We start from the raw sequence: 24,840 nt of genomic DNA, 5'->3' as shown, positions 1-24,840 counted from the left end.
TGCCGTCCGCGCGGTGCCGGACGGTCCTGATCGCAGAACCACCCGGGGCCCGGACGGCGTCACACGGAGCGTGTGGGGACACCTACGTCACAACCTCACCGGCCGGTGAGGGAGAGGGTCGGAACTATGGAAGAGCCTCGTCGCCTCGGCGGCAGGTACGAGCTCGGCGGCGTCCTCGGACGCGGCGGCATGGCCGAGGTGTACCTCGCCCATGACACCCGGCTCGGCCGTTCCGTCGCCGTGAAGACGCTCCGGGCCGACATGGCCCGTGATCCGTCGTTCCAGGCCCGCTTCCGCCGCGAGGCGCAGTCCGCGGCGTCGTTGAACCACCCCGCGATCGTCGCCGTGTACGACACCGGCGAGGACTACATCGACGGCATCTCGATCCCGTACATCGTGATGGAGTACGTCGAGGGCTCCACCCTGCGCGAGCTGCTGCACTCCGGCCGCCGGCTGCTGCCGGAGCGGGCGCTGGAGATGACCATCGGCATCCTGCAGGCCCTGGAGTACTCGCACCGGGCCGGCATCGTGCACCGCGACATCAAGCCCGCCAACGTCATGCTGACCCGGCAGGGCAACGTCAAGGTGATGGACTTCGGCATCGCCCGCGCGATGGGCGACGCCGGCATGACGATGACGCAGACCTCCGCCGTCATCGGCACCGCCCAGTACCTCTCCCCGGAGCAGGCCAAGGGCGAGCAGGTGGACGCCCGCTCCGACCTGTACTCCACCGGCTGCCTGCTCTACGAGCTGCTCACCGTCCGCCCGCCGTTCGTCGGCGACTCCCCCGTGGCGGTCGCCTACCAGCACGTCCGCGAGGAGCCGCAGCCGCCGTCCGTCTTCGACCCCGAGGTCCGCCCCGAGGTCGACGCGATCGTGCTCAAGGCGCTCGCCAAGGACCGCGACTACCGCTACCAGACCGCCGACGAGATGCGCGACGACATCGAGCGCTTCCTCGACGGCCTGCCGGTGGCCGCCGCCCAGCAGGCCGCCGCCTACGGCATGGGCGCCGGGTACGGCTACGACCAGAACGGCTACCCGCAGCAGCACGACCCGTACGGCCAGACCAACGTGCTGCCGCAGCAGGCTCCCGGCGGTCCGACCACCGTCCTGCCGCAGGCCTCCCCGGCCGGCTACCCCGGCCAGCCGCAGGCCGGCGGCTACGACGACGGCTACGGCCAGACCTACGCCGGCGCCCCGGGCGGCGGCAACGACGGCTACGACGACGGCTACGGCCGCGGCGGCCGGCGCGGCGAGGAGCCGCCGAAGAAGAGCAACACCTCCTGGATCGTGCTGGCGGTCGCCGCCGTGCTGGTCCTGGTCGGCACCTTCTTCGTCGCCCAGGCGATGTTCGGCAACAAGGGCGACGACAAGAAGGATGCGCCGCAGATCGCGGTGCCCAACCTGGTCGGCAAGACCCTGGCGGACGCCAAGACGGCCGCCGCGCAGGCCGGTCCCAAGCTGGTGGTCACCGAGGGCGAGAAGGTCGCCTGCCCGGACGCCAACGTCAAGAAGGACCAGGTCTGCACGCAGAACCCGGCGGTCGGCGGCCAGGTGGCCGAGACCGCCACGATCACCGTGCAGCTGTCCTCCGGCCCGGCCAAGGCCACCGTGCCGGGCGTGGTCGGCAAGACCAAGGACCAGGCCCTCAAGGCGCTCACCGACGCCGGCTTCACCAACGTCACGACCGACTACAAGGACGACGACAACGCCCCGCTGGACCAGGTCATCGCCCAGGACCCGGCCGGCGGCGGCGCCGACCCGACCGCCCCGGTCAAGCTGACCGTCTCGCAGGGCAAGGCCAAGATCAACGTGCCGAGCGTGGTCGGCCAGCAGAAGGAGGCCGCGCAGGCCGCGCTGGAGGGCGCGGGCTTCCAGGTCGACGCCTCGAAGACGACGCAGACCAACGACCCGACCAAGGTCAACACGGTGGCCTCGCAGAGCCCGGCGGGCGGCAAGCAGCCCGCCAACACCAAGATCACCCTGACCATCTACAAGGCGCAGGACAAGGTCTCGGTCCCGCCGATGCAGAACCTCCCGCTCAAGGACGCGATCGCGAAGCTGGAGAGCATGGGCCTGAAGTACAGCGTCACCGGCGGCCCGCAGGACCCGAACGCGATCGTCCTCGCCTCGAACCCGGCCGCCGGGACCCAGGTGGACCCGAACACCTCGGTCGGGCTGATGACCAAGGCCGTCGATCCGCCCAAAGGGGGGGACACACCCACCGTCCCCGGGATCCCCGGCTTCCCCAACCCCACGAACACCAAAGGGGGACCCAACAACAACTAGGCCCTGGTTCCCCTGGTTCTGAGCCCCTCAGGACCGGGACGGCCGGCCGGGTTGTCCCCCGGAACGCCCGAGGGCCCGTCGACGAGGTGTCGACGGGCCCTCGGGCGTTTCCGTGCGCTCCGGGGGCTCCCCGGCGTTCCCTGCCCTCTCCGGGGCCTCAGCCGCGCCGCAGCTCGGCGGGCGGGGTGCGCTTGGCGTCCACGTCGTCCACCCGCACCAGGCTCCCCCAGACCGCCATCCGGTAGCGCGAGGTGTAGACCGGGGTGCAGGTGGTCAGCGTGATGTACCGGCCAGGCTCGGTGTAGCCCGAGCCCTTCGGCACCGGGGCGACGATGCCGGTGTCGAACTTGGTGGTCTCCGGCAGGGTGCTGTCGACCCGGTAGACGTACCACTTGTCCCGGGTCTCGACGACGATCGGGTCGCCCTTGCGCAGGGCGTCGAGGTTGTGGAACTTCGCCCCGTGCCCGTCCCGGTGGGCGGCCAGCGCGAAGTTGCCGGACGCGTCCCAGGGCATCGCCGCGCGGTAGGGCTGCTCGTAGACCCCGGCGACGCCCTCGGCCAGGGTGTCGGCGTCGGTGCCCATCCGGATCAGCACCTGGTAGTTCCGGCCCATCGCGGGGACGTGCAGGAAGCCGACGTCCGTTCCCGCCGGGGCGGCCGCGCCGCCGGTGCCGTCCGCGCCGGACGCCGGACCGCCGTCGGCCGCCGGGGCGCCCGGGGTGGCGGCACCGGACGGGGAGCCGGCGGGGGCACCGGACGGGAGGGCGGCCGGCCCGCCGGCCGACCAGGAGTCGCGCAGCTGGTCGGAGGCCGCGGCGGCGGAGCGGTCCGCCAGCACGTCGGTCCACCAGAGCGAGTAGGTGACGAACAGGCCGAGCACCAGGCCGAGGGTGATCAGCAGCTCGCCGAAGACCCCCAGCACGGCCAGTGCCCGCCCGCGCCCGCGCCGGGGCGGCCGGTTCCCCGCCTCCGGCCCGGGCTCCGGGAAGGCCTCCTCCGCCAGCGCTCCGGTCTGCTGCGTCACGTCTCTCCCCTTGCTACTCGCCCGCTCGCGGTCAGCCTCCCGTGAGGGCGGTCGGCTTGCCCTGGCTGCGCGGCCGTTCCTCGATCATCTTGCCAAAAACGATCAGCCGGTACTTCGAACTGAACTCCGGCGTGCACGTGGTCAGCGTGATGTAGCGGCCCGCGCCGCCGTACCCGGCGCCGTTCGGCACCGGCTTGATCACGCTCACGTTGGACGGCGGCGTCTCCGGGATGCCGCCGGTGACCTCGTAGGTGTAGTACGCGGTGGCGGTCTCCACCACGATCCTGTCGCCCTTGCCGAGCTGGTTGATCCGCCGGAACGGCTCGCCGTGGGTGTTGCGGTGCGCGGCCAGCGCGAAGTTGCCCGCCTTGTCGGCCGGCATGCCGGTCCCCGTGTAGTGCCCCACCAGGCCCTTGTCGAGCACCGCGCCCTTGGCGGTGCCCTCGGCGATCGGGAACTTCTGGCCGAGCTTCGGCAGGTGGATGATCGCGAAACCCTTGCCGGGCTCGAAGGTCTCCGGTTTGGCCGGATCCGGGGCCGGCTGTCCCGGCGCCGGGGCCGGGGCGGCCGCGTCGAACTGCTCCTCCAGCCGGCTGCGGGCCCCGTCGGCGGCCGCGTCGGCCTGCACGTTGGTCCACCAGAGCTGGTAGGAGACGAACAGCAGCATGACCAGGCCGAGGGTGATGCACAGCTCGCCGAGGAACCGGGCGAGGACCACCGCCGCCGACTCCTTCGGCCGCGGCCGGTCCGCGGCGGCGGTCCGGGCTCCCCCGCGGCGCCGTCCGCGCCCCTGGGCGGCCCGGCGGCGCTCGGCCCGCCCGCCGGGGACGGGCTGCGGCGCTTCGCCCGCCACCGCGTCCATGGTGACCGTCTCGGCGGCGGCGAACACCGCCTGCTCCGTCCCGGGCGCGTCCGGGCTCTCCAGGTGCAGGCGGAGCGCCTCCTCCGCCCGCTCGGGCGCCACGGGGGGTGCGGCCTGCTCGTAGACGCCCCAGCCGTCCTCGGCCCCGTGCTGGCCCGGCCAGCCGTGGCCCTGGCCCTGGCTGTGGTCCTGGCCCTGGCCCTGGTTCGGCTGGGCGGGGATCCAGCCGCCCTGCCGGAGCTGCTGCTCCTGGTACGGGTCGTACCCCTGGTACTGGCCCTGCTGGTACGGCCCCGGCGGGTACGGCGCCCCGCCGTACTGGCCCTGCTCGCCGAACTGGCCCGGCTCACCGAACTGGCCCGGCTGCCCCTGCTGGTACGGGTGCTCCGAGGCCGGGGGGTACGGCTGCCGGTACGCGCCGCCGCCCTGCGGGTCCGCTTCCGGACGCACCGCGGTCACGCCGCTCAGCCCCGGCCGATCACCGGGGCGAGCCCGGCCGACCGGTCTACGGCCTGCGGGTCGCCGCACTCGGCCAGCCAGTTGGCGAGCATCCGGTGACCGCCCTCGGTGAGCACCGACTCCGGGTGGAACTGCACGCCCTCCACCGCGAGGTCGCGGTGGCGCAGCCCCATGATCACGCCGCTCCCGGTGCGCGCGGTGACCACCAGCTCGTCCGGCACCGTGGCGGGTTCGACCGCCAGCGAGTGGTACCGGGTGGCGGTGAACGGCGAGGGCAGGCCGGCGAACACCCCGCCGTCCTCGTGCTCGACCGGCGAGGTCTTGCCGTGCAGCAGCTCGGGCGCCCGGCCGACGACGGCCCCGTAGGCCACCGCGATCGACTGCAGGCCCAGGCAGACGCCGAACACCGGCAGCCCGATCCGCGCGCAGTGGTGCACCATCTCGATGCAGACGCCGGCCTCCTCGGGGGCGCCCGGGCCGGGGGAGAGCAGCACCCCGTCGAAGCCGGCGTCTCCGTCGCGGCGCACCGCGTGCTCGACGGTCACCTCGTCGTTGCGGACCACCTCGCAGGTGGCGCCGAGCTGGTAGAGGTACTGGACCAGGTTGAAGACGAAGCTGTCGTAGTTGTCGACGACCAGGATGCGGGGCGGGGTCGGCCGGGAGGTCATGGGCGCGCGTTCTCCGGGGGGTGCGGGGACGGGAGCGGGTGGCGGGGCCGCCGGGTCAGCCGACGGCGCCGTCGCCGTCTCCGTCCACGGTGACGTCGCCGAAGGGGAGCAGCGGTTCCGCCCACGGGAAGACGTAGGTGAAGAGGAGGTAGACGATCCCCAGCACGAGGAGCACCGAGACGACGGCCTTGACCAGGGTGTTCCCCGGCAGGTGACGCCAGATCCAGCCGTACATGGTGCTCCCTCGACGTAGCGGACTGGGGTCAAGACTAGACCCCGGCCCGTCGGCGTCAGGCCCTTCCCGCCGGTCTACTGCTGGCCGGTGGCCGCTCGCAGGTCGGCCGTTCCCGAGTAGCCGGGCAGCGCGAGGTCGCCGCTCTCCTGCACCTTCCAGCCCAGTCCGTACGCCTGTACGTACTGCAGGTAGTTGCGGATCGTCGGGTCCGCCTCCACCGCGGCGCGCAGCGCGTCGGTCTTCCCGACCGCCTTGACGACGTACGGCGGCGAGTAGACCCGGCCCTGGAGCAGCAGGGTGTTGCCGACGCAGCGGACGGCGCTGGTGGAGATCAGCCGCTGGTCCATCACCTGGACCCCCTCGGCGCCGCCGCGCCAGAGCGCGTTGACCACGGCCTGGATGTCCTGCTGGTGGATGACCAGGTCGTTGACGTCCGGCTCGCGCACCCCGGGGAGGCGCGAGGTCGCGTTCGGCGGCGCGTCGTTGAGGGTGACGGTGAGGCCGGGGCCCTGGAGCGGGTCCAGGGCGGCGGCCTGCTCCAGGGCGGTGAGCTGGGCGGCGTCGGCCGGGCTGCCCTGCCGGTCGGTGAGCCGCTGGGCACGTTCCTGGAGCTCGGCGAGCTGGGCCTGGGACTGCTGGTTCTGGGCGCTGCGCTGCCGTATCACGTCGGAGAGGCTGAGCAGCGAGTTGTCGGTGCGCAGGTCGGTGCCGCGCGCGGTCTGCGCGCTGATGTAGAAGAGCAGTCCGGCGAGCGCGAAGACGGCGCAGGTCAGGGCACGTCCGACAATTCGGGTGCCGGAGGCGCGGGTACGGGCCGGCCGAGGGGGAATCGACAAATTAGGCACCGTACCCTTATCTCCTTCGGACCCGCCGAACCACTACGCTAACGGACGCCGCCACACCACCGTGAACCCCTGCGCGGTCACAGCGCATCGACAGGAGAGCTCCTCGTGCCGAAGTCTCGACTCCGCAAGAAGTCCGACTACACCCCGCCGACCACGACCACGGTGAAGATCAGCTCGGGCCGCAGCTGGGTCGCGCCGCTGATGCTGGCGATGTTCCTGATCGGTCTGGTCTGGATCGTCACCTACTACGTGACCAGCGGCAGCTGGCCGGTGGAGAGCTGGCGGAACTGGAACATCCTGGTGGGCTTCGGCTTCATCGCGGCGGGTTTCGGCGTCTCCACCCAGTGGAAGTGACGCCGGGGCTGCTGCCCTGAGCTCCTCCACCGCCGCCCCGGACGGGTCCGTCCCGGGGCGGCTTCGTGGTGCGCCCGGACAGCGGGCTTCCACCGGGAGACCACTGGCGATGATCTGCTCATCGCGCTTATCCACACGGTTATCCACACTGGGGAAAAGTCACACCAGCCTGTGGATAACTTGCGCCGGGGGCGCTTGCCGCACCGCCGCGCGCCCTCACTTCGTCCCGCGGATCCGCACAGCGGGACACGCGTAGAACAGGCGTCCGGCCGGGGCCGTTCGCACGGCCTGTGCACAACCCCGTACCGGCTGTGGACAACCGTGCGGGCAGCGGACGCGCGTCCGCACGGTCCGCCGTCGGGGATTCACCCGCCGTAGGCGGCCGTCCCGACGAGCACCATCGCCAGCACCAGGCCGGCCACGCCCGCCAGCGTCAGCCCCTGCACGGTCGCCCGGTGGGCCCGCGGGGCGTACATCAGGCCGGCCGCGGTCAGCATCCCGGCGATCAGGCCGCCGAGGTGCGCGCGCCAGTCGATCCCCTGCACCGAGAAGGTGACGATCAGGTTGAACACCAGCAGCGCGATGATCGGCCCGAGCGGCGCCCGGACCCGGCGGTAGAGCACCACGGTCGCGCCCAGCAGGCCGAAGACCGCCCCCGAGGCACCCAGCGAGCGCATCCCGTCCCCGGCCAGCAGGAAGGCGAAGGCACTGCCGGCCAGGCCGGAGAGCAGGTAGAGCGCGAGGAAGCGGGCCCGCCCCAGGGCCGACTCCAGCTGCGGGCCGAGCACCCAGAGCACCATCATGTTGGTGGCGATGTGCCACGGCGCGGTGTGCAGGAACACGGCGGTCAGCAGCCGGTACCACTGGTCCGGGCCCTCGGCGACGCCGGACGGGAACGGGTAGAACCGGTCGGGGGCGAAGCTGCGCAGTTCGAGGTCGAGGCCCAGCCAGGGCGTGAGCACGTAGCCGGCCAGCACGAAGACCACCAGGTTGATGCCGATCAGCGCCTTGGTGACCAGCGCGCCGTCCGCGGTCGGGCGCCCGCCGAAGCGGGTGGTCGCCCGCCGGACCTGGCGGCCGCCCTCGCTGACGCACTCCGGGCAGTGGAAGCCCACCGAGGCGTTCACCATGCACTGCGGGCAGATCGGCCGGCCGCAGCGCGAGCAGCCGATGCCGGTCTCCTGCTCGGGGTGCCGGTAGCAGTGCGACAGCCCGCTCCCGCCACCCGTCCCGGGGGTCGGGTCGGTCGGCGGCCTCGGCTCGTCCGGGAGCATCGGCTATCCCCTTCTGCCACGACTTGCTGCGACGACACGTACGCGCTCCCGGCGGGCACCCCCGCCGGAACCGCCAGCCTACTGCGGCCGCACACCCGACCGAGCGGCCCGTTCGGCCCCGGACCGGCCCTCCGGCGGCCTCCCGGCGGCCCGGCACGCCCCGCGTACGGCCCACTCCGGCATGCCACCGGACAAATCAGGATGCATGATCAGCATTCAGGTGGATATGTGCATAAAGGACGCCACCAGGAGGAGAGACTCGTGACCCGTTTGGACTCGGCCCGAGCGACGGCCGGCAGCTTCGCGGACAGCGCCCGGCAGCAGGCCTCCCAGGCCGCCCACACCGTCCGCGTCCAGTACGACCGGCACATCGCCCCCCAGGTCGGTCACGCCTTCGCCAGCCTGCCGCCGGAGGCCCAGCAGAACGCCCTGAAGGCCCTGCACCGCACCCAGGAGGCCGCCCTGGCCGCCCGCCATTCGGCGGCCAGGGCCGCCGACCAGGCGCGGTGCACCGTCGCCCCCAAGGTCGCGCACGCCGTCGAGGAGGCCCGCGCCGCCGTCGTTCCGGTCGCCCAGGAGGCCCAGACCCGCGGCGCCGCCGCGCTGACCGCCATGCGCGGCAACGTCACCTCGGCCGAGATCAGCGACCTCGCCGCCCGCAACGCCCGCAGGTCGTGCCGGACCGGCTGGGCGACCGGACTGGCCGTGGCCGGCCTGATCGCGATCGGCAGCGGCATCGCCACCTGGCAGTGGTGGCGGCACCGCAGCAACCCGGAGTGGCTGGTGGAACCCCCGTCGCTCGCCCGCCCGGCCGGCTCGCAGGCCCCGGGCACCGGCCCGGACGCCCCGGTGAACGGCTCGCCGGACGCCACCGGCCCCGCGTCGAGCGCGGCACCCGCCGAGGACTCCTCCGAGCCGCAGGACCCGCGCGAACCGCAGTGAGAACGCGCAACGGCCGCTGACCCGAGATCAGGTCAGCGGCCGATCGCCGTCCACACACGGTGGAGAGGACTGTGGAGCTTAGGAGACTCGAACTCCTGACATCTGCCTTGCAAAGGCAGCGCTCTACCAACTGAGCTAAAGCCCCGGGGCGGCACCAGGCGCACCGCCGGACACTAGCGTACCCGGTTCCGGTACCGATCCGGTGCCCCGTTCCGGCACTCCTGCCGTGCGGGGCCGGAAACTCCGGCAGGCCCGGTCACCCGACCGGGCCGGCCGGCCCTGGAGGCGCCGTGCGGCGCCTCCGAAGACTGTCGATCGTCGGATCGTCGGGGGCCTCAGCGACCGGCCGGGACCGGGTCGGTGGCCTCGGTCCACAGGTCCTGCTCGGCGCGGTCGGCCTGGACCTGACGGTAGACAAAGAAGCCGCCGAGGGCGACCAGGGCGACCAGGAGAAGCTTCTTCACCGCGGGACCTCGTCCTTCTTGCGTTGACGGACTCAGCAGCCGGGCGCCGATCGTTCCGATCGGGCCGACGAGTCCGTGGTTGTGTTACGAGCACGAACGGGCGGTCGGGATGCCGGACTGCCCTTGCGGCCGATGATACACACCGGTGTCCCAATCGTGACCAGCCACCGCTGCCTCCAACCGACCCGTCCGGCCGGAGGATTGACGCCACACCTCCTGTCGTACGGTCCGCCCGGCGCGGAGCCTGCGCGGAGCCGTCACCGTTCCCGCCCGAAGGACCCGGGAGCGGGCCCCGGACCGGGCTGCGGACGGGGCCGGGAACCCGGCCGCGGAGCGGGCCCGGAAGCGGACGGCGGCACCACCACCGCCACCCCCGAGGCCAGGTCCACCCGGGTGCGCGGCGGGGCCCCGTCGCCCTCCTCGTCGCGCAGCATCAGGGTGCTCTGCCGCTCGTCGAGCTGGTGCTGCTTGCCGGCCGCGAACTGCGCGTGCAGCTGCTCGAAACCGGTCGCCGAGATCTGCCCCTCCCGGCCCGTCCCCCGCCAGGGCACCAGGCGCGACCTGCGCGCCCTGAGCGCCAACTGGTCGACGAAGGCCAGCCCCACCAGCAGACAGACCAGGCCGGGGATGGTCATCGCGAAGACCAGACCCATTGCGTCACCGCCTCCACCGTCGGACGCCGCCGGGGCGGGCCCCGGCCTCCACCGGTAGAACACCCGGCGGGCACCCGTGGTTCCGGGAACGCGACCCCAACGCCGAAGGGCCCGGAGCGATGCTCCGGGCCCTTCGCGGTGGTGGGGCTAACAGGACTTGAACCTGTGGCCTCTTCCTTATCAGGGAAGCGCTCTAACCGTCTGAGCTATAGCCCCTTGCCGCACTGAAAGATTAGCGGACCGATCCCCGATCCCCCAAATCCGTTGCGGCCGGGCCCGCGCCGGGCCCCTCCGGGACCGGCAGGTCGGAGGCGGTGCCGGGGACCGCGCCGGGGGCGGCCAGCCACTCCGCGCGGGTCGCCGGCAGGTGCGCGGCGCCCCCGGCGGTGGTACGCACCGCGAGGATCTGGTTGACCCCGATCCGGTTCTCCTCGAAGGCCAGCGCCGAGGCCGCCATGTAGAGCCGCCAGACCCGTGCCCGGCCGCGCCCCACCAGCCCGACCGCCTCCGTCCAGCGTGCCTCCAGGTTGGCCACCCACTCACGCAGGGTCAGCCCGTAGTGCTCGCGGAGCGACTCGACGTCCCGCACCTCGAAGCCGGCCTCCTCCAGCCGGGAGACGGTGGAACCGACCGGGGACAGTTCGCCGTCCGGGAAGACGTAGCGGTTGATGAACGGGCTGGGGCGGTACGGCTCACCGGGGTGACCGGGGCGGCGGGCGATCTGGTGGTTGAGCAGCCGGCCGCCGGGCACCAGCAGCCGGTACAGGCCCTCCGCGTACACCCGGTACTGGGCCTCGCCGACGTGCTCGGCCATGCCCACGCTGGAGATCGCGTCGAACGGGCCGTCCGGGATCTCCCGGTAGTCCTGGAGCCGGATCTCCACCCGGTCCGCCAGGCCGGCCTCCTCGACCCGCCGGCGGGCCAGCGCCACCTGCTCCTCGGAGATCGAGACGCCGACCGCCGTCACCCCGTAGTGCCGGGCCGCGTGCAGCACCAGCGAGCCCCAGCCGGAGCCGACGTCCAGCAGCCGCATCCCGGGCCGCAGGCCGAGCTTGCGGCAGATGAGGTCCAGCTTGGCCTCCTGCGCCGCCTCCAGGCTCTTCGCGGCGGGCTCCCAGTAGGCGCACGAGTAGACCATCGACGGCCCCAGCACCAGGGCGTAGAAGTCGTTGCCGACGTCGTAGTGGTGGTGGATCGCGGCGCGGTCCCGGCCGCGGCTGTGCAGCCGGCCGCGGCCCACCGGGGCCTCCTCCGGCGGCGGCACCGGCTCGGGACCGAGCGCACCGGCCCGCAGCAGCGCGCCCACCGCCCGGCGGCCCCTGGCGCCCAGCACGTCCCCGGCGCCGAGCCGCAGCGTGCGGATCTCCGGACGCTCGGCGAAGCGCGCCACGGCCCGCAGCACGTCGTACAGGTCGGTGCCCGGGGCGACCTCCAGGTCCCCCGAGACGTAGGCGCGGGCCAGGCCCAGCTCGCCCGGGTGCCAGAGCAGCCGGCGCAGCGCCCGGCGGTTGCGCAGCACCACGGTGGGCGCCCCCGGCGGGCCGGCGACACTGCCGTCCCAGGCCTGCACCCGCAGCGGCCCCGGGACCCCCAGCAGCCCGTCCAGGGCCTCGACCAGCCGCCTTGCGAGCTCCGCCATCGCGCGTCTCCGTCCTGCCGTGCCTGAGCGGCCGTCCCGGACCCGTCCGGCGGGGACCGGGGAGGCCTGCGGCGGCCGGGTGGCGCGGAACGAGCGGACCCATCCAAGCCCACCGCGACCCCGGCCCGTCCGGGCGGCACGCCGCGCTCAGCGGCGACCACCCGAATGCCGACGGGCCCCACCGACTGCAACAGTCGATGGGGCCCGCTGATTCCGCCCGCGGACGGAAGGCCCCCGCACGAGGCGGGAACTGACCCCGGATCAGGCCCGGGTGATCAGTCCTCCTCGGCCAGGGTGAGCTCGATGCCGCCGGTGAAGCCGGCCGCCGCGTTGTAGATGAACGCCGAGAGCGTGGAGAGCGCGGTCAGCAGCACCACGTCGACCACGGCGATCAGCGAGGTGAAGGTCATCACCTTGCCGAAGCCCACGTAGTCCATGATGTTCAGGCCGCCGCCGTTGTTCTCCGACCCGGTGACGTCCTTCAGGGTCTTGCCGAGCGAGTCGAAGACGCCGAGCGAGTCCAGCGTCATCCACAGCACCGCGGCCGCCACGATGATGATGATCCCGACCGCCAGCGACAGCAGGAAGCTGACCTTCATGACCGACCACGGGTCGGCCTTGGTCACCCGCAGCCGCGCCTTCCTGGTCCGGCCGAGCCCGCCGCCGGAGGCCGGCGGCGCGGCCGGACGGCGCACGCCCGCGGCGGGCGTCCCGCCGGGCGGGGTGTTGCCGCCGCCGACCCGGGTGCCCCGGGCGGGGGTCGGCTGCCCCTTGGCGTAGGTGGTCGGCTGGGAGAAGCCGTTGCCCGCCGCCGGAGCGCCCGGCGGCGGCGGAGGCGTCGGCTGGCCGCCGTACGTCCCGCCCTGACCCGCCCCGCCGACCGGCGGCATCAGCGAGGTGGACGCGGACGAGTGCTCGGCCGGCGGTTGCGGAACGCCGTACGCCCCACCGCCCTGTGCTGCGCCCGGACGGCCGCCGGCGGCGCCTCCCCCAGCACCCGTGGCTCCACTCACTGGTCCTCCCGCACTTCCCACCAGGGACGGCGCACCGCCCTGCTTCGTCACTCGTCATCCAGCGCCCGGCGGGATTGCCCGGTACTGGTCACCGGCCGGTACCACCACGCCGTGTACGGATGTACGGACGTGACGGTACCGGCCGACGCGGTACGAGGTCAGGCCTGGGCGGTCCCGCCGCCCGGCGCCGTCTCCGTACCCTCGGCCGCCTCGGTGGACTCGGTGCCCGCCACCTCGTCCTCCGCCGACTCCTCGTCCTCGGCCTCCGCGTTGCGGGCCATTCCCACGACCGCATCGCGCTTGCCCAGGTTGATCAGTTGGACGCCCATGGTGTCACGTCCGGTTTCACGAACCTCGGAAACCCTCGTGCGGATCACTCCACCGGACAGGGTGATCGCCATGATCTCGTCGGTCTCGTCCACGACGAGCGCGCCGACCAGCGAGCCCCGGCCCTCGACGATCTTCGCCGCCTTGGTGCCGTAGCCGCCGCGTCCCTGGACACGGTACTCGTCGACCCCGGTGCGCTTGGCGTAACCGCCGTCGGTCGCGGTGAAGACGTAGGTGCCCGGACGGACCACGTTCATCGAGAGCAGTTCGTCGTCCTCGCGGAAGGCCATGCCCTTGACGCCCGAGGTGGCGCGCCCGGTGGAGCGCAGCGCCTCGTCGGTGGCGGTGAAGCGGATCGACTGCGCCTTGCGGGAGACCAGCAGCAGGTCGTCCTCGGCGGAGACCAGCTCGGCGCCGATCAGCTCGTCGTCCCGGCCCTCGTCGTCCTGGCGCAGGTTGATCGCGATCAGACCGCCGGAGCGCGGGGAGTCGTAGTCCTTCAGCGGGGACTTCTTCACCAGGCCGGCCCGGGTGGCGAGGACCAGGTAGGGCTTGTCCTCGTAGGTGCGCACGGCCATCACCTGGGCGATGTGCTCGTCCGGCTGGAAGGCCAGCAGGTTGGCCACGTGCTGGCCGCGGGCGTCGCGCCCGGCGTCCGGCAGCTCGTAGCCCTTGGCGCGGTAGACCCGGCCCTTGTTGGTGAAGAACAGGATCCAGTTGTGGGTCGTCGTCACGAAGAAGTGGTCGACGATGTCGTCCTGCTTGAGCTGGGCGCCGCGCACGCCCTTGCCACCGCGCTTCTGCGAGCGGTAGAGGTCCGAGCGGGTCCGCTTGACGTAGCCGCCGCGGGTGATCGTGACGACGATGTCCTCCTCGGCGATGAGGTCCTCGATGGAGAGGTCGCCGTCGGAGGGGATGAGGGTGGAGCGCCGCTCGTCGCCGTACTTCTCGACGATCGCGGTGAGCTCCTCGGAGATGATCCCGCGCTGGCGGGTCGGCGAGGCCAGGATCGCGTTGTACTCGTCGATCTTGCGCTGCAGCTCGTCGTGCTCGTCCATGATGCGCTGGCGCTCCAGGGCGGCCAGGCGGCGCAGCTGCATCTCCAGGATGGCGTTGGCCTGGAGCTCGTCGATCGCCAGCAGCTCCATCAGGCCGGTGCGGGCGGCGTCGGCGCTCGCCGAGGCCCGGATCAGCGCGATGACCTCGTCGATCATGTCCAGGGCGCGCAGCAGCGCGCGCAGGATGTGGGCGCGCTCCTCGGCCTTGCGCAGCCGGAAGGTGGTGCGCCGGACGATGACCTCGACCTGGTGGTTCACCCAGTGCCGGATGAAGGCGTCCAGCGACAGGGTGCGCGGCACGCCGTCGACCAGGGCCAGCATGTTGGCGCCGAAGTTGGTCTGCAGGTCGGTGTGCTTGTAGAGGTTGTTCAGCACGACCTTGGCGACGGCGTCGCGCTTGAGCACGATCACCAGGCGCTGGCCGGTGCGCGAGGAGGACTCGTCGCGGACGTCGGCGATGCCGGCGATCCTGCCGTCCTTGACCAGGTCGGCGATCTTCAGCGCGAGGTTGTCCGGGTTGACCTGGTAGGGCAGCTCGGTGATCACCAGGCACTGCCGGCCCTGGATCTCCTCGACCTCGACGACGGCGCGCATGGTGACCGAGCCGCGGCCGGTGCGGTAGTAGTCGTCGATGCCGCGGCGGCCGACGATCAGCGCGCCGGTCGGGAAGTCCGGGCCCTTGATCCGCTCGATCAGGGCGTCCAGCAGCTCCTCGTTGGAGGCCTCCGGGTTCTCCAGGTACCAGAGCGCGCCGGAGGAGACCTCGCGGAGGTTGTGCGGCGGGATGTTGGTGGCCATGCCGACCGCGATGCCGGTGGCACCGTTGACCAGCAGGTTGGGGAAGCGCGCGGGCAGGACGGTGGGCTCCTGCGAGCGGCCGTCGTAGTTCGGCGCGAAGTCGACGGTCTCCTCGTCGATGTCGCGCATCATCTCCATCGCCAGCGGCGCCATCTTGCACTCGGTGTAGCGCATGGCCGCGGCCGGGTCGTTGCCCGGGGAGCCGAAGTTGCCGTTGCCGTCCACCAGCGGCATCCGCATCGACCACGGCTGGGCCAGGCGGACCACGGTGTCGTAGATCGAGGTGTCGCCGTGCGGGTGGTAGTTGCCCATGACGTCGCCGACGACGCGGGCGCACTTGTAGTAGCCCTTCTCGGGCCGGTAGCCGCCGTCGTACATCGCGTACAGCACCCGGCGGTGCACCGGCTTCAGGCCGTCGCGCACCTCGGGCAGGGCCCGGCTGACGATGACGCTCATCGCGTAGTCGAGGTACGAGCGCTGCATCTCGGTCTCGAGCTCGACCGGCTCGATCCGCAGGGTGACCGCGTTGGCGGTCTCGGGGGTCTCGGGCTGCTCGCCTTCGGGACGGTTGTCGTCGACCACTGGTGGTCAGTTTCCTTTCACGCGGACTGGTACGTGCGGGGCCTGCGGGCAGGCGTCACACGTCCAGGAAGCGGACGTCCTTGGCGTTGCGCTGGATGAAGGAACGGCGGGCCTCGACGTCCTCGCCCATGAGGATCGAGAACAGCTCGTCGGCGCGGGCGGCGTCCTCCAGGGTGACCTGGAGCAACAGGCGGTGGGCCTGGTCCATGGTGGTGACCCGGAGCTCCTCGGCGTTCATCTCGCCGAGACCCTTGAACCGCTGGATCGCGTCGTCCTTCGGCAGCCGGCGCCCGGCGGCCACGCCCGCCGCGATCACGGCGTCGCGCTCGCGGTCGGAGTAGACGTACTCGAAGTCGTCCTTGCCCCACTTGATCTTGTACAGCGGCGGCATCGCCAGGTACACGTAGCCGGCCTCGACCAGCGGCCGCATGAAGCGGAACAGCAGGGTCAGCAGCAGGGTGCGGATGTGCTGTCCGTCGACGTCGGCGTCGGCCATCAGGACGATCTTGTGGTACCGCAGCTTGGACTCGTCGTAGTCCTCCTGGATGCCGCAGCCGAAGGCCGAGATCAGCGCCTGGACCTCGGTGTTCTGCAGCACCTTGTCGATCCGGGCCTTCTCGACGTTCAGGATCTTGCCGCGGATCGGGAGGATCGCCTGGATGCGCGGGTCGCGGCCCTGCTTGGCCGAGCCGCCGGCGGAGTCACCCTCGACGATGAAGATCTCGCACTCGGCCGGGTCCTTGGACTGGCAGTCGCTGAGCTTGCCGGGCAGCGAGGCGGACTCCAGCAGGCCCTTGCGGCGGGTGAGGTCGCGGGCCTTGCGGGCGGCGACGCGCGCGGTGGCGGCCTGGATGGACTTGCGGATGATGTCCGCGGCCTCGTTGGGGTTGCGGTCCAGCCAGTCGTTCAGGTGCTCGTGGACGACCTTCTGGACGAAGGTCTTCGCCTCGGTGTTGCCCAGCTTGTCCTTGGTCTGGCCCTCGAACTGCGGCTCGCCGAGCTTGACCGAGATGATCGCGGTCAGGCCCTCGCGGATGTCCTCGCCGGAGAGGTTGTCGTCCTTCTCCCGGAGCAGCTTCTTGTCCCGCGCGTAGCGGTTGACCAGGCCGGTCAGCGCGGCGCGGAAGCCCTCCTCGTGGGTGCCGCCGCCGTGGGTGTGGATGGTGTTGGCGAAGGAGTAGACCCCCTCGGTGTACGAGGAGTTCCACTGCATCGCGATCTCCACCGAGATCGCCTTGTCCTTGTCCTCCGCCTCGAAGTCGATCACCGAGGGGTGGACGGCCTCGCCCTTGCGGGAGTTCAGGTGGGCGACGAAGTCGGCGATGCCGCCGTCGTACTTGTATGTGACGGAGAGCGGCTTGCCGTCCTCGTCGACGTGCTCGGGGCGCTCGTCGGTCAGCGCGATGGTCAGGCCCTTGTTGAGGAACGCCATCTCCTGGAACCGGCGGGAGAGCGTCTCGAAGGAGTAGACCGTGGTCTCGAAGATCTCCGGGTCGGCCCAGAAGGTGACGCTGGTGCCGGTGCGCTCGGCGGCCTCGTGCTGGACCAGCGGCGCGACCGGGGTGCCGGCCTTGTACTCCTGCGTCCAGCGGTGGCCGTCGGTGTGGATCTCCACCGCGAGGCGGGTGGACAGCGCGTTCACCACGGAGACGCCGACGCCGTGCAGACCGCCGGAGACCGCGTAGCCGCCGTTGCCGAACTTGCCGCCCGCGTGCAGAACCGTCAGCACGACCTCGACGGCCGGCTTGCCCTGGCCCGGCATGATGCCGACCGGGATGCCGCGGCCGTTGTCGACCACGCGCACGCCGCCGTCGGCCAGGAGCCTCACGTCGATGGTGTCCGCGTGCCCGGCCATCGCCTCGTCGACGGAGTTGTCCACGATCTCCTGCACCAGGTGGTGCAGGCCGCGCTCGCCGGTCGAGCCGATGTACATGCCGGGGCGCTTGCGGACGGCGTCGAGGCCCTCCAGCACCTGGATGGCGCTCGCGTCGTACGACCTGTCGGACTGGTCGGTCTGGTCTGGGATCTGGCTGGGGTTGCCGGAATCGGCCACGAAGCGCCCTCTCTGGCACAGCGCGGGCCGCATCCCCGCTCCCTACGGGCGGGCGTGCGACCACGGCGTTTCGACTCGGTTGCCACTAGCAACAGTGTTTGGCCCCCAGTCTACCGGTACGACTGACATCGATGGGCGTTTGGCAGCCTCTGAGGGCAGAAATGGCGCCCTGAATCCCCTCGGGACATGTCCCGATACTCGCCCGGGGGGCTCAGACCGCCTGGCAGGGCCGTCAGGGGTTCCGGAGGATTACGGTCCGCTCCGCCCGCGGCCCCCCGCCCCTCACCCCCAGGTGTCGCCGGGGCCCTTGCTGCCGGGGGCGCGCAGCCGGCCGTAGCCGCGCACCGGGGCGGCGGGGCCGAGCACCTTGATGGTGCGGACCGTGCCGTGGCCCAGCTCGTGGTTCAGACGGGCCACCAACTGTCGAGCCAGCCAGCGGAGTTGGGTGGCCCAGGCGGTGGAGTCGCACTGCACCGTGAGCACCGCGGCCTCGTCGTCGTAGGAGGTGGGCGTGCAGTGCGCGGCGATGTCGGGGCCGACGATCTGCGGCCAACGGCCCATCACCCCGCCGACCGCGGCCGAGGACTCCCAGCCCCGCTCGGTCAGCAGCCGGGTCAGCGCCGCCCCCAGCGGCACCGGGTCGCGGCCGTCCGAACGCGCCCCGCTGCGCAGGCCGTGCCGCTTCGCCTCGCGCTTCTCGCGCACCTGCTCACCGCGCTGGCGGGCCTGCGCCCGGGCCGCCCGCAGCGCCGAACGCGCCAGGTCGGCACCGGTCGGCTCGGGGTGCTCCGCCGAATCGCTCACGGCGATCTCCTTATCCCCACCCTGTGGACAACGGTGAGCCGTCCAGCGTACGGGAGCCGGGGAGGCACGCGTCGGCTCGGGTCGGCGTTCGCCGGGGGTACGGACGCGGGGTGTGCGACCGCCGGCGGCGGTCGGTCGGGGGCGGTCGGGCCCGTCGGGCGGCTGGGGGGTGCCGGGCGTCGGGGCGCGGTCAGCCGGTGACGCGCTGGACGGCGCCGTCGGCGACCGCGTACCGGGCGCCGGCCAGCGCCTTCGGAACGTCCTCGGCCACCGCCGCGGTCACCAGCACCTGCTCGCCGCCGGCCACCAGCTCGGCCAGCCGGTCGCGGCGGGCGGCGTCCAGCTCGGCGAAAACGTCGTCCAGGATCAGCACCGGCTCTCCCCCGTCGGCGCGCAGCAGCTCGTAGGACGCCAGCCGCAGCGCCAGCGCGAACGACCAGGACTCGCCGTGGCTGGCGTAGCCCTTGGCGGGCAGCGGGCCGAGCTTGAGCACCAGCTCGTCGCGGTGCGGGCCGACCAGGGTGACCCCGCGCTCGACCTCCTGCTTGCGGACCGTGCGCAGGGCCTCCAGCAGCTGCTCCTCGGCCTGCTCGCGGCTGGTCGGCAGCTCGCCCTCGAAGGAGCTGCGGTACTCCAGCCCGGTCTCGCCGCCACCCGGCGCGAGCTGCCCGTAGGCGGCCGTGACCAGCGGCTGGAGGGAGGCCACCAGCTGGAGGCGGAAGGCGGTGAGCTCGGCGCCGGCCCGGGCCAGGTGGCCGTCCCAGACCTCCAGGGTGGACAGGTCGGCGCCCTTGCCGCCGCCGGCCCGGCGGGCCATCGCAGCGGTCTTCAGCAGGGCGTTGCGTTGCTTGAGCACCCGCTCGTAGTCCTGCCGGACCCCGGCCAGCCGGGGGGCGCGGGCGGTCAGCAGCTCGTCCAGGAAGCGCCGGCGCTCCCCCGGGTCGCCCTTGACCAGGGCGAGGTCCTCGGGGGCGAACAGCACGGTGCGCAGCAGGCCCAGCACGTCGCGCGGGCGGACGTTGTCGGAGCGGTTGATCCGGGCCCGGTTGGCCTTGCCGGGGGTGATCTCCAGCTCGACCAGGGTGGAGCGGCCGCGGTCCACCACCGAGGTGCGGATCACCGCGCGCTCGGCGCCCAGCCGGATCAGCGGGGCGTCGGTGGCGACCCGGTGGCTGCCCAGGGTCGCGACGTAGCCGACCGCCTCGACCAGGTTGGTCTTGCCCTGGCCGTTGGGGCCGACGAACGCCGTCACGCCCGGGTCGAGGGCGACCTCGGCCCGGGCGTAGGAGCGGAAATCGGCGAGCGACAGGTGCGCGACGTGCATGACGGTGGACTGCGCTCGCCTTCTGGGGAGGGACCTGCGGGGACTACTTCGACTCGACCGCGTGGCCGCCGAACTGGTTGCGCAGCGCGGCGATCATCTTCATCTGCGGCGAGTCGTCCTGGCGGGAGGCGAAGCGGGCGAACAGCGAGGCGGTGATCGCCGGCAGCGGGACGGCGTGGTCGATCGCGGCCTCGACGGTCCAGCGGCCCTCGCCGGAGTCGGCGGCCCAGCCCTTGAGCTTGCCCAGGTGCTCGTCCTCGTCCAGGGCGCGCACGGCCAGGTCGAGCAGCCAGGAGCGGATCACGGTGCCCTCCTGCCAGCTGCGGAAGACCTCGCGGACGTCGGTGACCTCGGGAGCGGCCTCCAGCAGCTCCCAGCCCTCGGCGAAGGCCTGCATCATCGCGTACTCGATGCCGTTGTGGACCATCTTGGCGAAGTGGCCGGCGCCGACCGCGCCCGCGTGCACCGAGCCGAAGTCGCCCTCGGGCTTGAGCGCGTCGAAGACCGGCTGGACCTCGGCGACGTGCTCGGCGTCGCCGCCGTACATCAGCGCGTAGCCGTTCTCCAGGCCCCAGACGCCGCCGGAGACGCCGCAGTCGACGAAGCCGATGCCCTTGGCGGCCAGCGCCTCGGCGTGCTTGACGTCGTCGGTCCAGCGGGAGTTGCCGCCGTCGACGACCACGTCGCCGGGGGAGAGCAGCTCGGCCAGCTCGTCCACGGTGGCCTGGGTGGCGGCGCCCGCCGGGACCATGACCCAGACGACACGCGGGCCCTGCAGCTTGGTGACCAGCTCCTGGAGGCTCTCGACGTCGGAGATGTCGGGGTTGCGGTCGTAGCCGATGACGGTGTGGCCGGCGCGGCGGATCCGCTCGCGCATGTTGCCGCCCATCTTGCCGAGACCGATGAGGCCGAGCTCCATAGCCAAATCCTTACCTGTGGTGACGTCCCTGCGGGCGGCGCCTTTGCCGCGCCTCCTTGAGCCTACGTGCTGGAGCGGAAGGGCCCCTTCGCGGTCGGGCCGACCGGGGGGCTTCCACAGGGTTGTTCACAGGGCTGTGGACGGAGCCGTGGACGAACGACTCCCCGGTCGGGCCGGTGGCGGCCGGCCCGACCGGGGAGTCCGGCCGGCTCAGCCGGAGAGGCGGACCGGCATGATCAGGTACTGGTAGGCCTCGTCCGCCTCGGCGTCCACCGCGGCCTTGCCGCTGAGCAGCGCGGGCTTGGTCGGGGTGGTGAAGCTCAGCTGGGCGTAGGCGGAGTCGATGGCCTTGAGGCCCTCCTCCAGGTAGCCCGGGTTGAACGCGATCGAGATGGCGTCGCCCTCCAGGGAGGCGTCGATCCGCTCGGTGGCCTGGGCGTCGTCGCCGGAGCCGGCCTCCAGGGTGAGCACGCCCTCCTCGAAGTTCAGCCGGACCGGGGTGTTGCGCTCGGCGACCAGCGAGACGCGCTTCAGCGCCTCCAGGAAGGGCTGGGTCTGGATCGCCGCGATCGCGTTGAACTCGGTCGGGAAGAGGCTGCGGTACTTGGGGAACTCGCCCTCCAGGAGGCGGGTGGTGGTCCGCCGGCCGGCGCCCTCGAAGCCGATCAGGCCCTCGCCCGCGCCGCCCGAGGAGAGCGCGATGGAGACGCTGTCGCCGCTGCCCAGGGACTTGGCGATGTCCTGCAGGGTCTTGGCCGGGACGAGCGCGACCGCCGAGATGTCGGCCTGCTCCGGCTTCCACAGCAGCTCGCGGACCGCGAAGCGGTAGCGGTCGGTGGCGGCCAGGGTGATCCGGTCGCCCTCGATCTCGACCCGGACGCCGGTGAGCACCGGCAGGGTGTCGTCCCGGCCGGCGGCCACGGCGGCCTGGCTGACCGCGGAGGCGAAGACGTCGCCGGGGACGGTGCCGGTCGCGGTCGGCATCTGCGGCAGGGCCGGGTACTCGTCCACCGGCAGGGTGGGCAGGGTGAACCGGGAGCTGCCGCAGACCACGCTGACCCGCTGGCCGTCGGTGGAGATCTCCACCGGCCGGTTGGGGAGGTTGCGCGAGATGTCGTTGAGCAGCCGGCCGGAGACCAGCACCGTGCCGGCCTCCTCGATGTCGGCCTCCAGCTCGACCCGGGCCGAGACCTCGTAGTCGAAGCCGGACAGCGCCAGGCTGCCGTCCTGGGCCGTCAGCAGCAGGCCGGCCAGCACCGGCACCGGCGGCCGTGCCGGGAGGCTGCGGGCAGCCCAGGCCACCGCCTCCGCGAGGACGTCACGCTCCACCCGGAACTTCACCGGTAACCGCCTCCTGGATCGAGCGCTCCCGCTCGCACGTCTGGTTCTTCTGATCTTGGTCTTCGGTGCGGCTGTCCGCCGAGCTCCGCCGCTCCGCTTCCAGTCGCCGAGGACAGTCTGACGTACTCCACCGACAGACGGGGCAGACGGGCGGAAGCAAGTCGAACGGATGTCGGGGAGCGGTTGTCCACAGATTTCGGGCCCACCCGCTTTTGAACCAGGCGAACGGTCTATAGGTGTAGTGGTAGTAGTAGGGCCTGTGGAAACCGTGGATAACCCTGTTTGCGCAGGTCAGACCCGGTTTTTTGTCCACAGGACATGTGGATGGGGGCTGTGGACGAACACGGCCCGCTGTGGACGGCGGAGCGTTACCCACAGGGCACGCTGGGTATCCACAGGTTATCCCCAGCACCATCCCCAGATCCGGAGGCGGTTATCCACGGGCCCCGGTCAACTTTTCGTGACGGCTTTCACACCTGGGCATGAACGACGGCAGAAGCTTGTCGAACTGTGGACACACCTGTGGACAACCTGGGGATAACTCCGCCCGGCCTGGGGACAACTGGTGGACAACCCGGACGGCCCACTGACGGGCCGCCAATTGTCCACAGCCTGTGGATAACGGTTGTGCACAAGTCCACAGGCACCTGACCTGCGCGGAAGAGCGTAGCGGCGGCCGCCCTGTGGAGGAATTCTGGATAACTCACGGCGCCCCGGCCTGTGGATGACGGAGAACCGCCCCGGCCTGTGGATTTCCGCCTCGCGCGCCGGTGGAGTTCGAATCACCGGTCAGATGTTCGGCGCGGGCTGTGGACTGGCGGAGCGTCCGTCACCGGCATCCCTGCCCCGCCGGCGCGCCCCGCACACCTGTGGACATGCCGAAAGGGCGCCAGGATCGCTCCTGACGCCCTTTTCCGGCCATCGGGGGGCCGCGCCCCGACGGGCCGGCCGGCTAGCTCTTGATGCGGTTGGTCAGCTCGGTGACCTGGTTGTAGATCGAGCGCCGCTCGGCCATGAGTGACCGGATCTTGCGGTCGGCGTGCATCACGGTGGTGTGGTCGCGGCCGCCGAACTGCGCGCCGATCTTCGGCAGCGAGAGGTCGGTGAGCTCCCGGCATAGGTACATGGCGATCTGACGCGCGGTCACCAGCACGCGGCTGCGCGAGGATCCGCAGAGGTCGTCGACCCCCAGCCCGAAGTAGGCGGCGGTCTGCTGCATGATCACCTGGGCGGTGATCTCCGGTCCGGCGTCCTCGTCCCCGCCCGGGATGAGGTCCTTGAGGACGATCCCGGCCAGCTCCAGGTCCACCGGCGCCCGGTTGAGGTTGGCGAAGGCGGTGACCCGGATGAGGGCCCCCTCCAACTCCCGGATGTTCCGGGTGATCCGGGACGCGATGAACTCCAACACGTCGGCGGGAGCGTTGAGTTGCTCCTGGATCGCCTTCTTGCGCAGGATCGCGATCCGGGTCTCCAGCTCCGGCGGGGTGACGTCGGTGATCAGCCCCCACTCGAAGCGGTTGCGCAGCCGGTCCTCCAGCGTGGTCAGCAGCCTGGGCGGCCGGTCGGAGGAGAGGACGATCTGCTTGTTGGCGTTGTGCAGGGTGTTGAAGGTGTGGAAGAACTCCTCCTGCGTGGACTCCTTGCTCGCCAGGAACTGCACGTCGTCCACGAGCAGGATGTCCATGTCCCGGTAGCGCTTGCGGAAGGTGTCCGCCTTGCCGTCCCGGATGGAGTTGATGAACTCGTTGGTGAACTCTTCCGAGGACACGTACCGCACCCGGGTGCCCGGGAAGAGGCTGCGCGAGTAGTGCCCGATGGCGTGCAGCAGGTGGGTCTTGCCCAGCCCGGACTCGCCGTAGATGAAGAGCGGGTTGTACGCCTTGGCCGGGGCCTCGGCGACCGCCACCGCCGCCGCGTGCGCGAAGCGGTTGCTGGCGCCGATGACGAAGGTGTCGAACAGGTACCTGGGGTTCAGCCGGGCGGCCGGCTCGTCCTTGCGGGGGCCGCCGGCCGGGGGCGCGCCGGGCGGGGCCGGCACGCCGGTGACCGCCGGGCGGTCGGCGCCGCGCTCGGCGGGGGCCTTGTCGCCGCCGCGTCCGCCGGCCGGGCGGGCCGCGGGGGAGCGGCGGCCGGGGGCGGTCCGCGGGTGCTCGCCCGGGCCGGGGCCGTAGGCGCCGCCGAAGAGGTCGCCCTGGGTGGTCGAGGGCGGAGCGGGGAGCGGGCGCGGCGCGGGCCGGGGCGCCGGCTCCTCGGGCTCGCGGTAGGCCGGCGGCTGCTCCTGGTAGCCGGGCCAGGCGTGGGCGGCCGGCGGGCCGCCGTACGGCGCGGGGTGCTGCTCGTAGCCGCCGGTGTCGTAGGAGGGCCGCTCGTAGCCCTGCTCGTAGTCCTGTTCGTAGCCCTGCGGGTAGCCCTGGTCGCCGTAGCCGCCGGCGTCCTGCTCGGACGGGCTCGGGTACGGCTCGGCGGGGGCCTGCGGAGCGGGGGTGGTCGGCACGGCGTTGGCGTCGACCATCACGGCGATCCGCACCGGGCGGGCCAGCTCGCGGGAGAGCCCCTCGGTCAGCTGCGGCAGCAGCCGGCCCTCCAGCACCTGCTTGGCCCGCTCGTTCGGGGCCGCCAGCAGGGCGGTGTCGTGCATCATCCACATGGGCTGGGTGCGCTGCACCCACTGCTTGTCCATCTCCCCGATGTCCGGGTCGCCGACCAGCCGCTCGACGACCCTCGCCCAGACCGGGACAAGGTCGCTGTTGACATCAGCCACTGGTGCACGCTTTCCGATGAACAAACCAGACAAGTCCTGCAACGGTAGTCAGCGAACAGAGACGGATCAAGTCGTTGTCCACAGGCTGTGGGTAAACGGCCTCCAGGCGGCTGGTTTGACCCTCGCGCCCCGTCCCGCGTACCGTAACCAGG

At 72.1% G+C, this 24,840-nt stretch carries 19 protein-coding genes, 2 tRNA genes and 1 pseudogene; 3 read left to right on the top strand and 19 right to left on the bottom strand.

The features are described 5' to 3' along the window. The first annotated feature begins 126 nt into the window (after positions 1-126). Complete coding sequence (pknB, locus tag ACFC0B_RS16045; protein ID WP_376086421.1) at positions 127-2,289, top strand: Stk1 family PASTA domain-containing Ser/Thr kinase; 2,163 nt, start codon at positions 127-129, stop codon at positions 2,287-2,289. Positions 2,290-2,446: 157 nt separating this feature from the next. On the opposite strand, the gene ACFC0B_RS16040 is transcribed toward pknB, so the two are convergent. The 5 genes from ACFC0B_RS16040 to ACFC0B_RS16020 all read right to left on the bottom strand — a co-directional run bounded on the left by ACFC0B_RS16040 (position 2,447) and on the right by ACFC0B_RS16020 (position 6,373). Further along, a complete protein-coding gene (locus ACFC0B_RS16040) occupies positions 2,447-3,292 on the bottom strand; it encodes a class E sortase (RefSeq protein ID WP_376086694.1) in 846 nt (281 codons plus the stop codon). Positions 3,293-3,344: 52 nt separating this feature from the next. After that, entirely contained in the window at positions 3,345-4,634 is a 1,290-nt protein-coding gene (locus ACFC0B_RS16035) for a class E sortase (RefSeq protein ID WP_376086420.1), read from the bottom strand. Between the two features lie 5 nt (positions 4,635-4,639). Continuing rightward, a complete protein-coding gene (locus ACFC0B_RS16030; protein WP_376086419.1) occupies positions 4,640-5,302 on the bottom strand; it encodes an aminodeoxychorismate/anthranilate synthase component II in 663 nt (220 codons plus the stop codon). 55 nt (positions 5,303-5,357) lie between these two features. Further along, positions 5,358-5,537, bottom strand: a complete 180-nt coding sequence (locus ACFC0B_RS16025) for a hypothetical protein (protein ID WP_355362472.1) — start codon at positions 5,535-5,537, stop codon at positions 5,358-5,360. A gap of 74 nt (positions 5,538-5,611) precedes the next feature. Beyond that, positions 5,612-6,373: a DUF881 domain-containing protein gene (locus ACFC0B_RS16020; protein ID WP_376086418.1), complete on the bottom strand. Its 762-nt coding sequence runs from the start codon at positions 6,371-6,373 to the stop codon at positions 5,612-5,614. Between the two features lie 114 nt (positions 6,374-6,487). Between ACFC0B_RS16020 and crgA the strand changes: the two genes are divergently transcribed. Beyond that, the gene (gene crgA / locus ACFC0B_RS16015; RefSeq protein WP_376086417.1) at positions 6,488-6,736 is read left to right on the top strand and encodes a cell division protein CrgA; all 249 of its coding nucleotides are present in this window, start codon (positions 6,488-6,490) and stop codon (positions 6,734-6,736) included. Positions 6,737-7,101: 365 nt separating this feature from the next. Here crgA and ACFC0B_RS16010 read toward each other — a convergent pair whose 3' ends face one another. Further along, entirely contained in the window at positions 7,102-8,010 is a 909-nt protein-coding gene (locus ACFC0B_RS16010) for a rhomboid family intramembrane serine protease (protein WP_376086416.1), read from the bottom strand. A 261-nt stretch (positions 8,011-8,271) separates the two neighbouring features. On the opposite strand from ACFC0B_RS16010, the gene ACFC0B_RS16005 reads away from it, so the two are divergent. Next, entirely contained in the window at positions 8,272-8,952 is a 681-nt protein-coding gene (locus ACFC0B_RS16005) for a DUF5324 family protein (protein WP_376086415.1), read from the top strand. 72 nt (positions 8,953-9,024) lie between these two features. On the opposite strand, the gene ACFC0B_RS16000 is transcribed toward ACFC0B_RS16005, so the two are convergent. The 13 genes and pseudogenes from ACFC0B_RS16000 to dnaA form a co-directional block, all read right to left on the bottom strand. Continuing rightward, positions 9,025-9,097 (bottom strand) — tRNA-Ala (locus ACFC0B_RS16000). 190 nt (positions 9,098-9,287) lie between these two features. Continuing rightward, positions 9,288-9,416: a DLW-39 family protein gene (locus tag ACFC0B_RS15995; RefSeq protein ID WP_014137031.1), complete on the bottom strand. Its 129-nt coding sequence runs from the start codon at positions 9,414-9,416 to the stop codon at positions 9,288-9,290. A 257-nt stretch (positions 9,417-9,673) separates the two neighbouring features. Further along, a complete protein-coding gene (locus ACFC0B_RS15990; protein WP_376086414.1) occupies positions 9,674-10,069 on the bottom strand; it encodes a DUF6191 domain-containing protein in 396 nt (131 codons plus the stop codon). 139 nt (positions 10,070-10,208) lie between these two features. After that, positions 10,209-10,285: transfer RNA gene (locus ACFC0B_RS15985), tRNA-Ile, on the bottom strand. Between the two features lie 16 nt (positions 10,286-10,301). Next, positions 10,302-11,708, bottom strand: a complete 1,407-nt coding sequence (locus tag ACFC0B_RS15980; protein ID WP_376086413.1) for a class I SAM-dependent methyltransferase — start codon at positions 11,706-11,708, stop codon at positions 10,302-10,304. Positions 11,709-11,983: 275 nt separating this feature from the next. Further along, complete coding sequence (locus tag ACFC0B_RS15975) at positions 11,984-12,721, bottom strand: DUF3566 domain-containing protein (protein WP_376086412.1); 738 nt, start codon at positions 12,719-12,721, stop codon at positions 11,984-11,986. A gap of 158 nt (positions 12,722-12,879) precedes the next feature. Further along, positions 12,880-15,420: a DNA gyrase subunit A gene (gene gyrA / locus ACFC0B_RS15970; RefSeq protein WP_376086693.1), complete on the bottom strand. Its 2,541-nt coding sequence runs from the start codon at positions 15,418-15,420 to the stop codon at positions 12,880-12,882. A gap of 121 nt (positions 15,421-15,541) precedes the next feature. Continuing rightward, the gene (gyrB, locus tag ACFC0B_RS15965; RefSeq protein WP_376086411.1) at positions 15,542-17,572 is read right to left on the bottom strand and encodes a DNA topoisomerase (ATP-hydrolyzing) subunit B; all 2,031 of its coding nucleotides are present in this window, start codon (positions 17,570-17,572) and stop codon (positions 15,542-15,544) included. Positions 17,573-17,821: 249 nt separating this feature from the next. Beyond that, positions 17,822-18,349 (bottom strand): DUF721 domain-containing protein, encoded by a 528-nt coding sequence (locus tag ACFC0B_RS15960; RefSeq protein WP_376086692.1) that lies wholly within the window; start codon positions 18,347-18,349, stop codon positions 17,822-17,824. Positions 18,350-18,533: 184 nt separating this feature from the next. Then, positions 18,534-19,667 carry a DNA replication/repair protein RecF gene (gene recF, locus ACFC0B_RS15955; RefSeq protein WP_376086410.1) on the bottom strand — a complete coding sequence of 378 codons (1,134 nt, stop codon included), beginning with the start codon at positions 19,665-19,667 and terminating at the stop codon, positions 18,534-18,536. 43 nt (positions 19,668-19,710) lie between these two features. Continuing rightward, a pseudogene (gnd, locus tag ACFC0B_RS15950) lies at positions 19,711-20,607 on the bottom strand (phosphogluconate dehydrogenase (NAD(+)-dependent, decarboxylating)); the annotation flags it as partial. A gap of 189 nt (positions 20,608-20,796) precedes the next feature. Further along, positions 20,797-21,927: a DNA polymerase III subunit beta gene (dnaN, locus tag ACFC0B_RS15945; RefSeq protein ID WP_376086409.1), complete on the bottom strand. Its 1,131-nt coding sequence runs from the start codon at positions 21,925-21,927 to the stop codon at positions 20,797-20,799. A 952-nt stretch (positions 21,928-22,879) separates the two neighbouring features. Beyond that, positions 22,880-24,688 carry a chromosomal replication initiator protein DnaA gene (gene dnaA / locus ACFC0B_RS15940; protein WP_376086408.1) on the bottom strand — a complete coding sequence of 603 codons (1,809 nt, stop codon included), beginning with the start codon at positions 24,686-24,688 and terminating at the stop codon, positions 22,880-22,882. Positions 24,689-24,840 lie beyond the last annotated feature (152 nt).

Origin of the sequence: Kitasatospora sp. NPDC056184 (assembly GCF_042268405.1) — a bacterium.
Classification (GTDB): Bacteria; Actinomycetota; Actinomycetes; order Streptomycetales; family Streptomycetaceae; genus Kitasatospora.
Note: the sequence above shows the minus strand (reverse complement) of the source record. Positions and strands in the feature narration are given on the sequence as shown.

Excerpts from the sequence above, each read along its gene's own strand:
- pknB (WP_376086421.1), top strand. The coding sequence starts at position 127 with ATGGAAGAGCCTCGTCGCCTCGGCGGCAGGTACGAGCTCGGCGGCGTC.
- ACFC0B_RS16030 (WP_376086419.1), bottom strand. The coding sequence starts at position 5,302 with ATGACCTCCCGGCCGACCCCGCCCCGCATCCTGGTCGTCGACAACTAC.
- ACFC0B_RS16025 (WP_355362472.1), bottom strand. The coding sequence starts at position 5,537 with ATGTACGGCTGGATCTGGCGTCACCTGCCGGGGAACACCCTGGTCAAG.
- ACFC0B_RS16010 (WP_376086416.1), bottom strand. The coding sequence starts at position 8,010 with ATGCTCCCGGACGAGCCGAGGCCGCCGACCGACCCGACCCCCGGGACG.
- ACFC0B_RS15990 (WP_376086414.1), bottom strand. The coding sequence starts at position 10,069 with ATGGGTCTGGTCTTCGCGATGACCATCCCCGGCCTGGTCTGTCTGCTG.
- ACFC0B_RS15980 (WP_376086413.1), bottom strand. The coding sequence starts at position 11,708 with ATGGCGGAGCTCGCAAGGCGGCTGGTCGAGGCCCTGGACGGGCTGCTG.
- gyrB (WP_376086411.1), bottom strand. The coding sequence starts at position 17,572 with ATGCGGCCCGCGCTGTGCCAGAGAGGGCGCTTCGTGGCCGATTCCGGC.
- recF (WP_376086410.1), bottom strand. The coding sequence starts at position 19,667 with ATGCACGTCGCGCACCTGTCGCTCGCCGATTTCCGCTCCTACGCCCGG.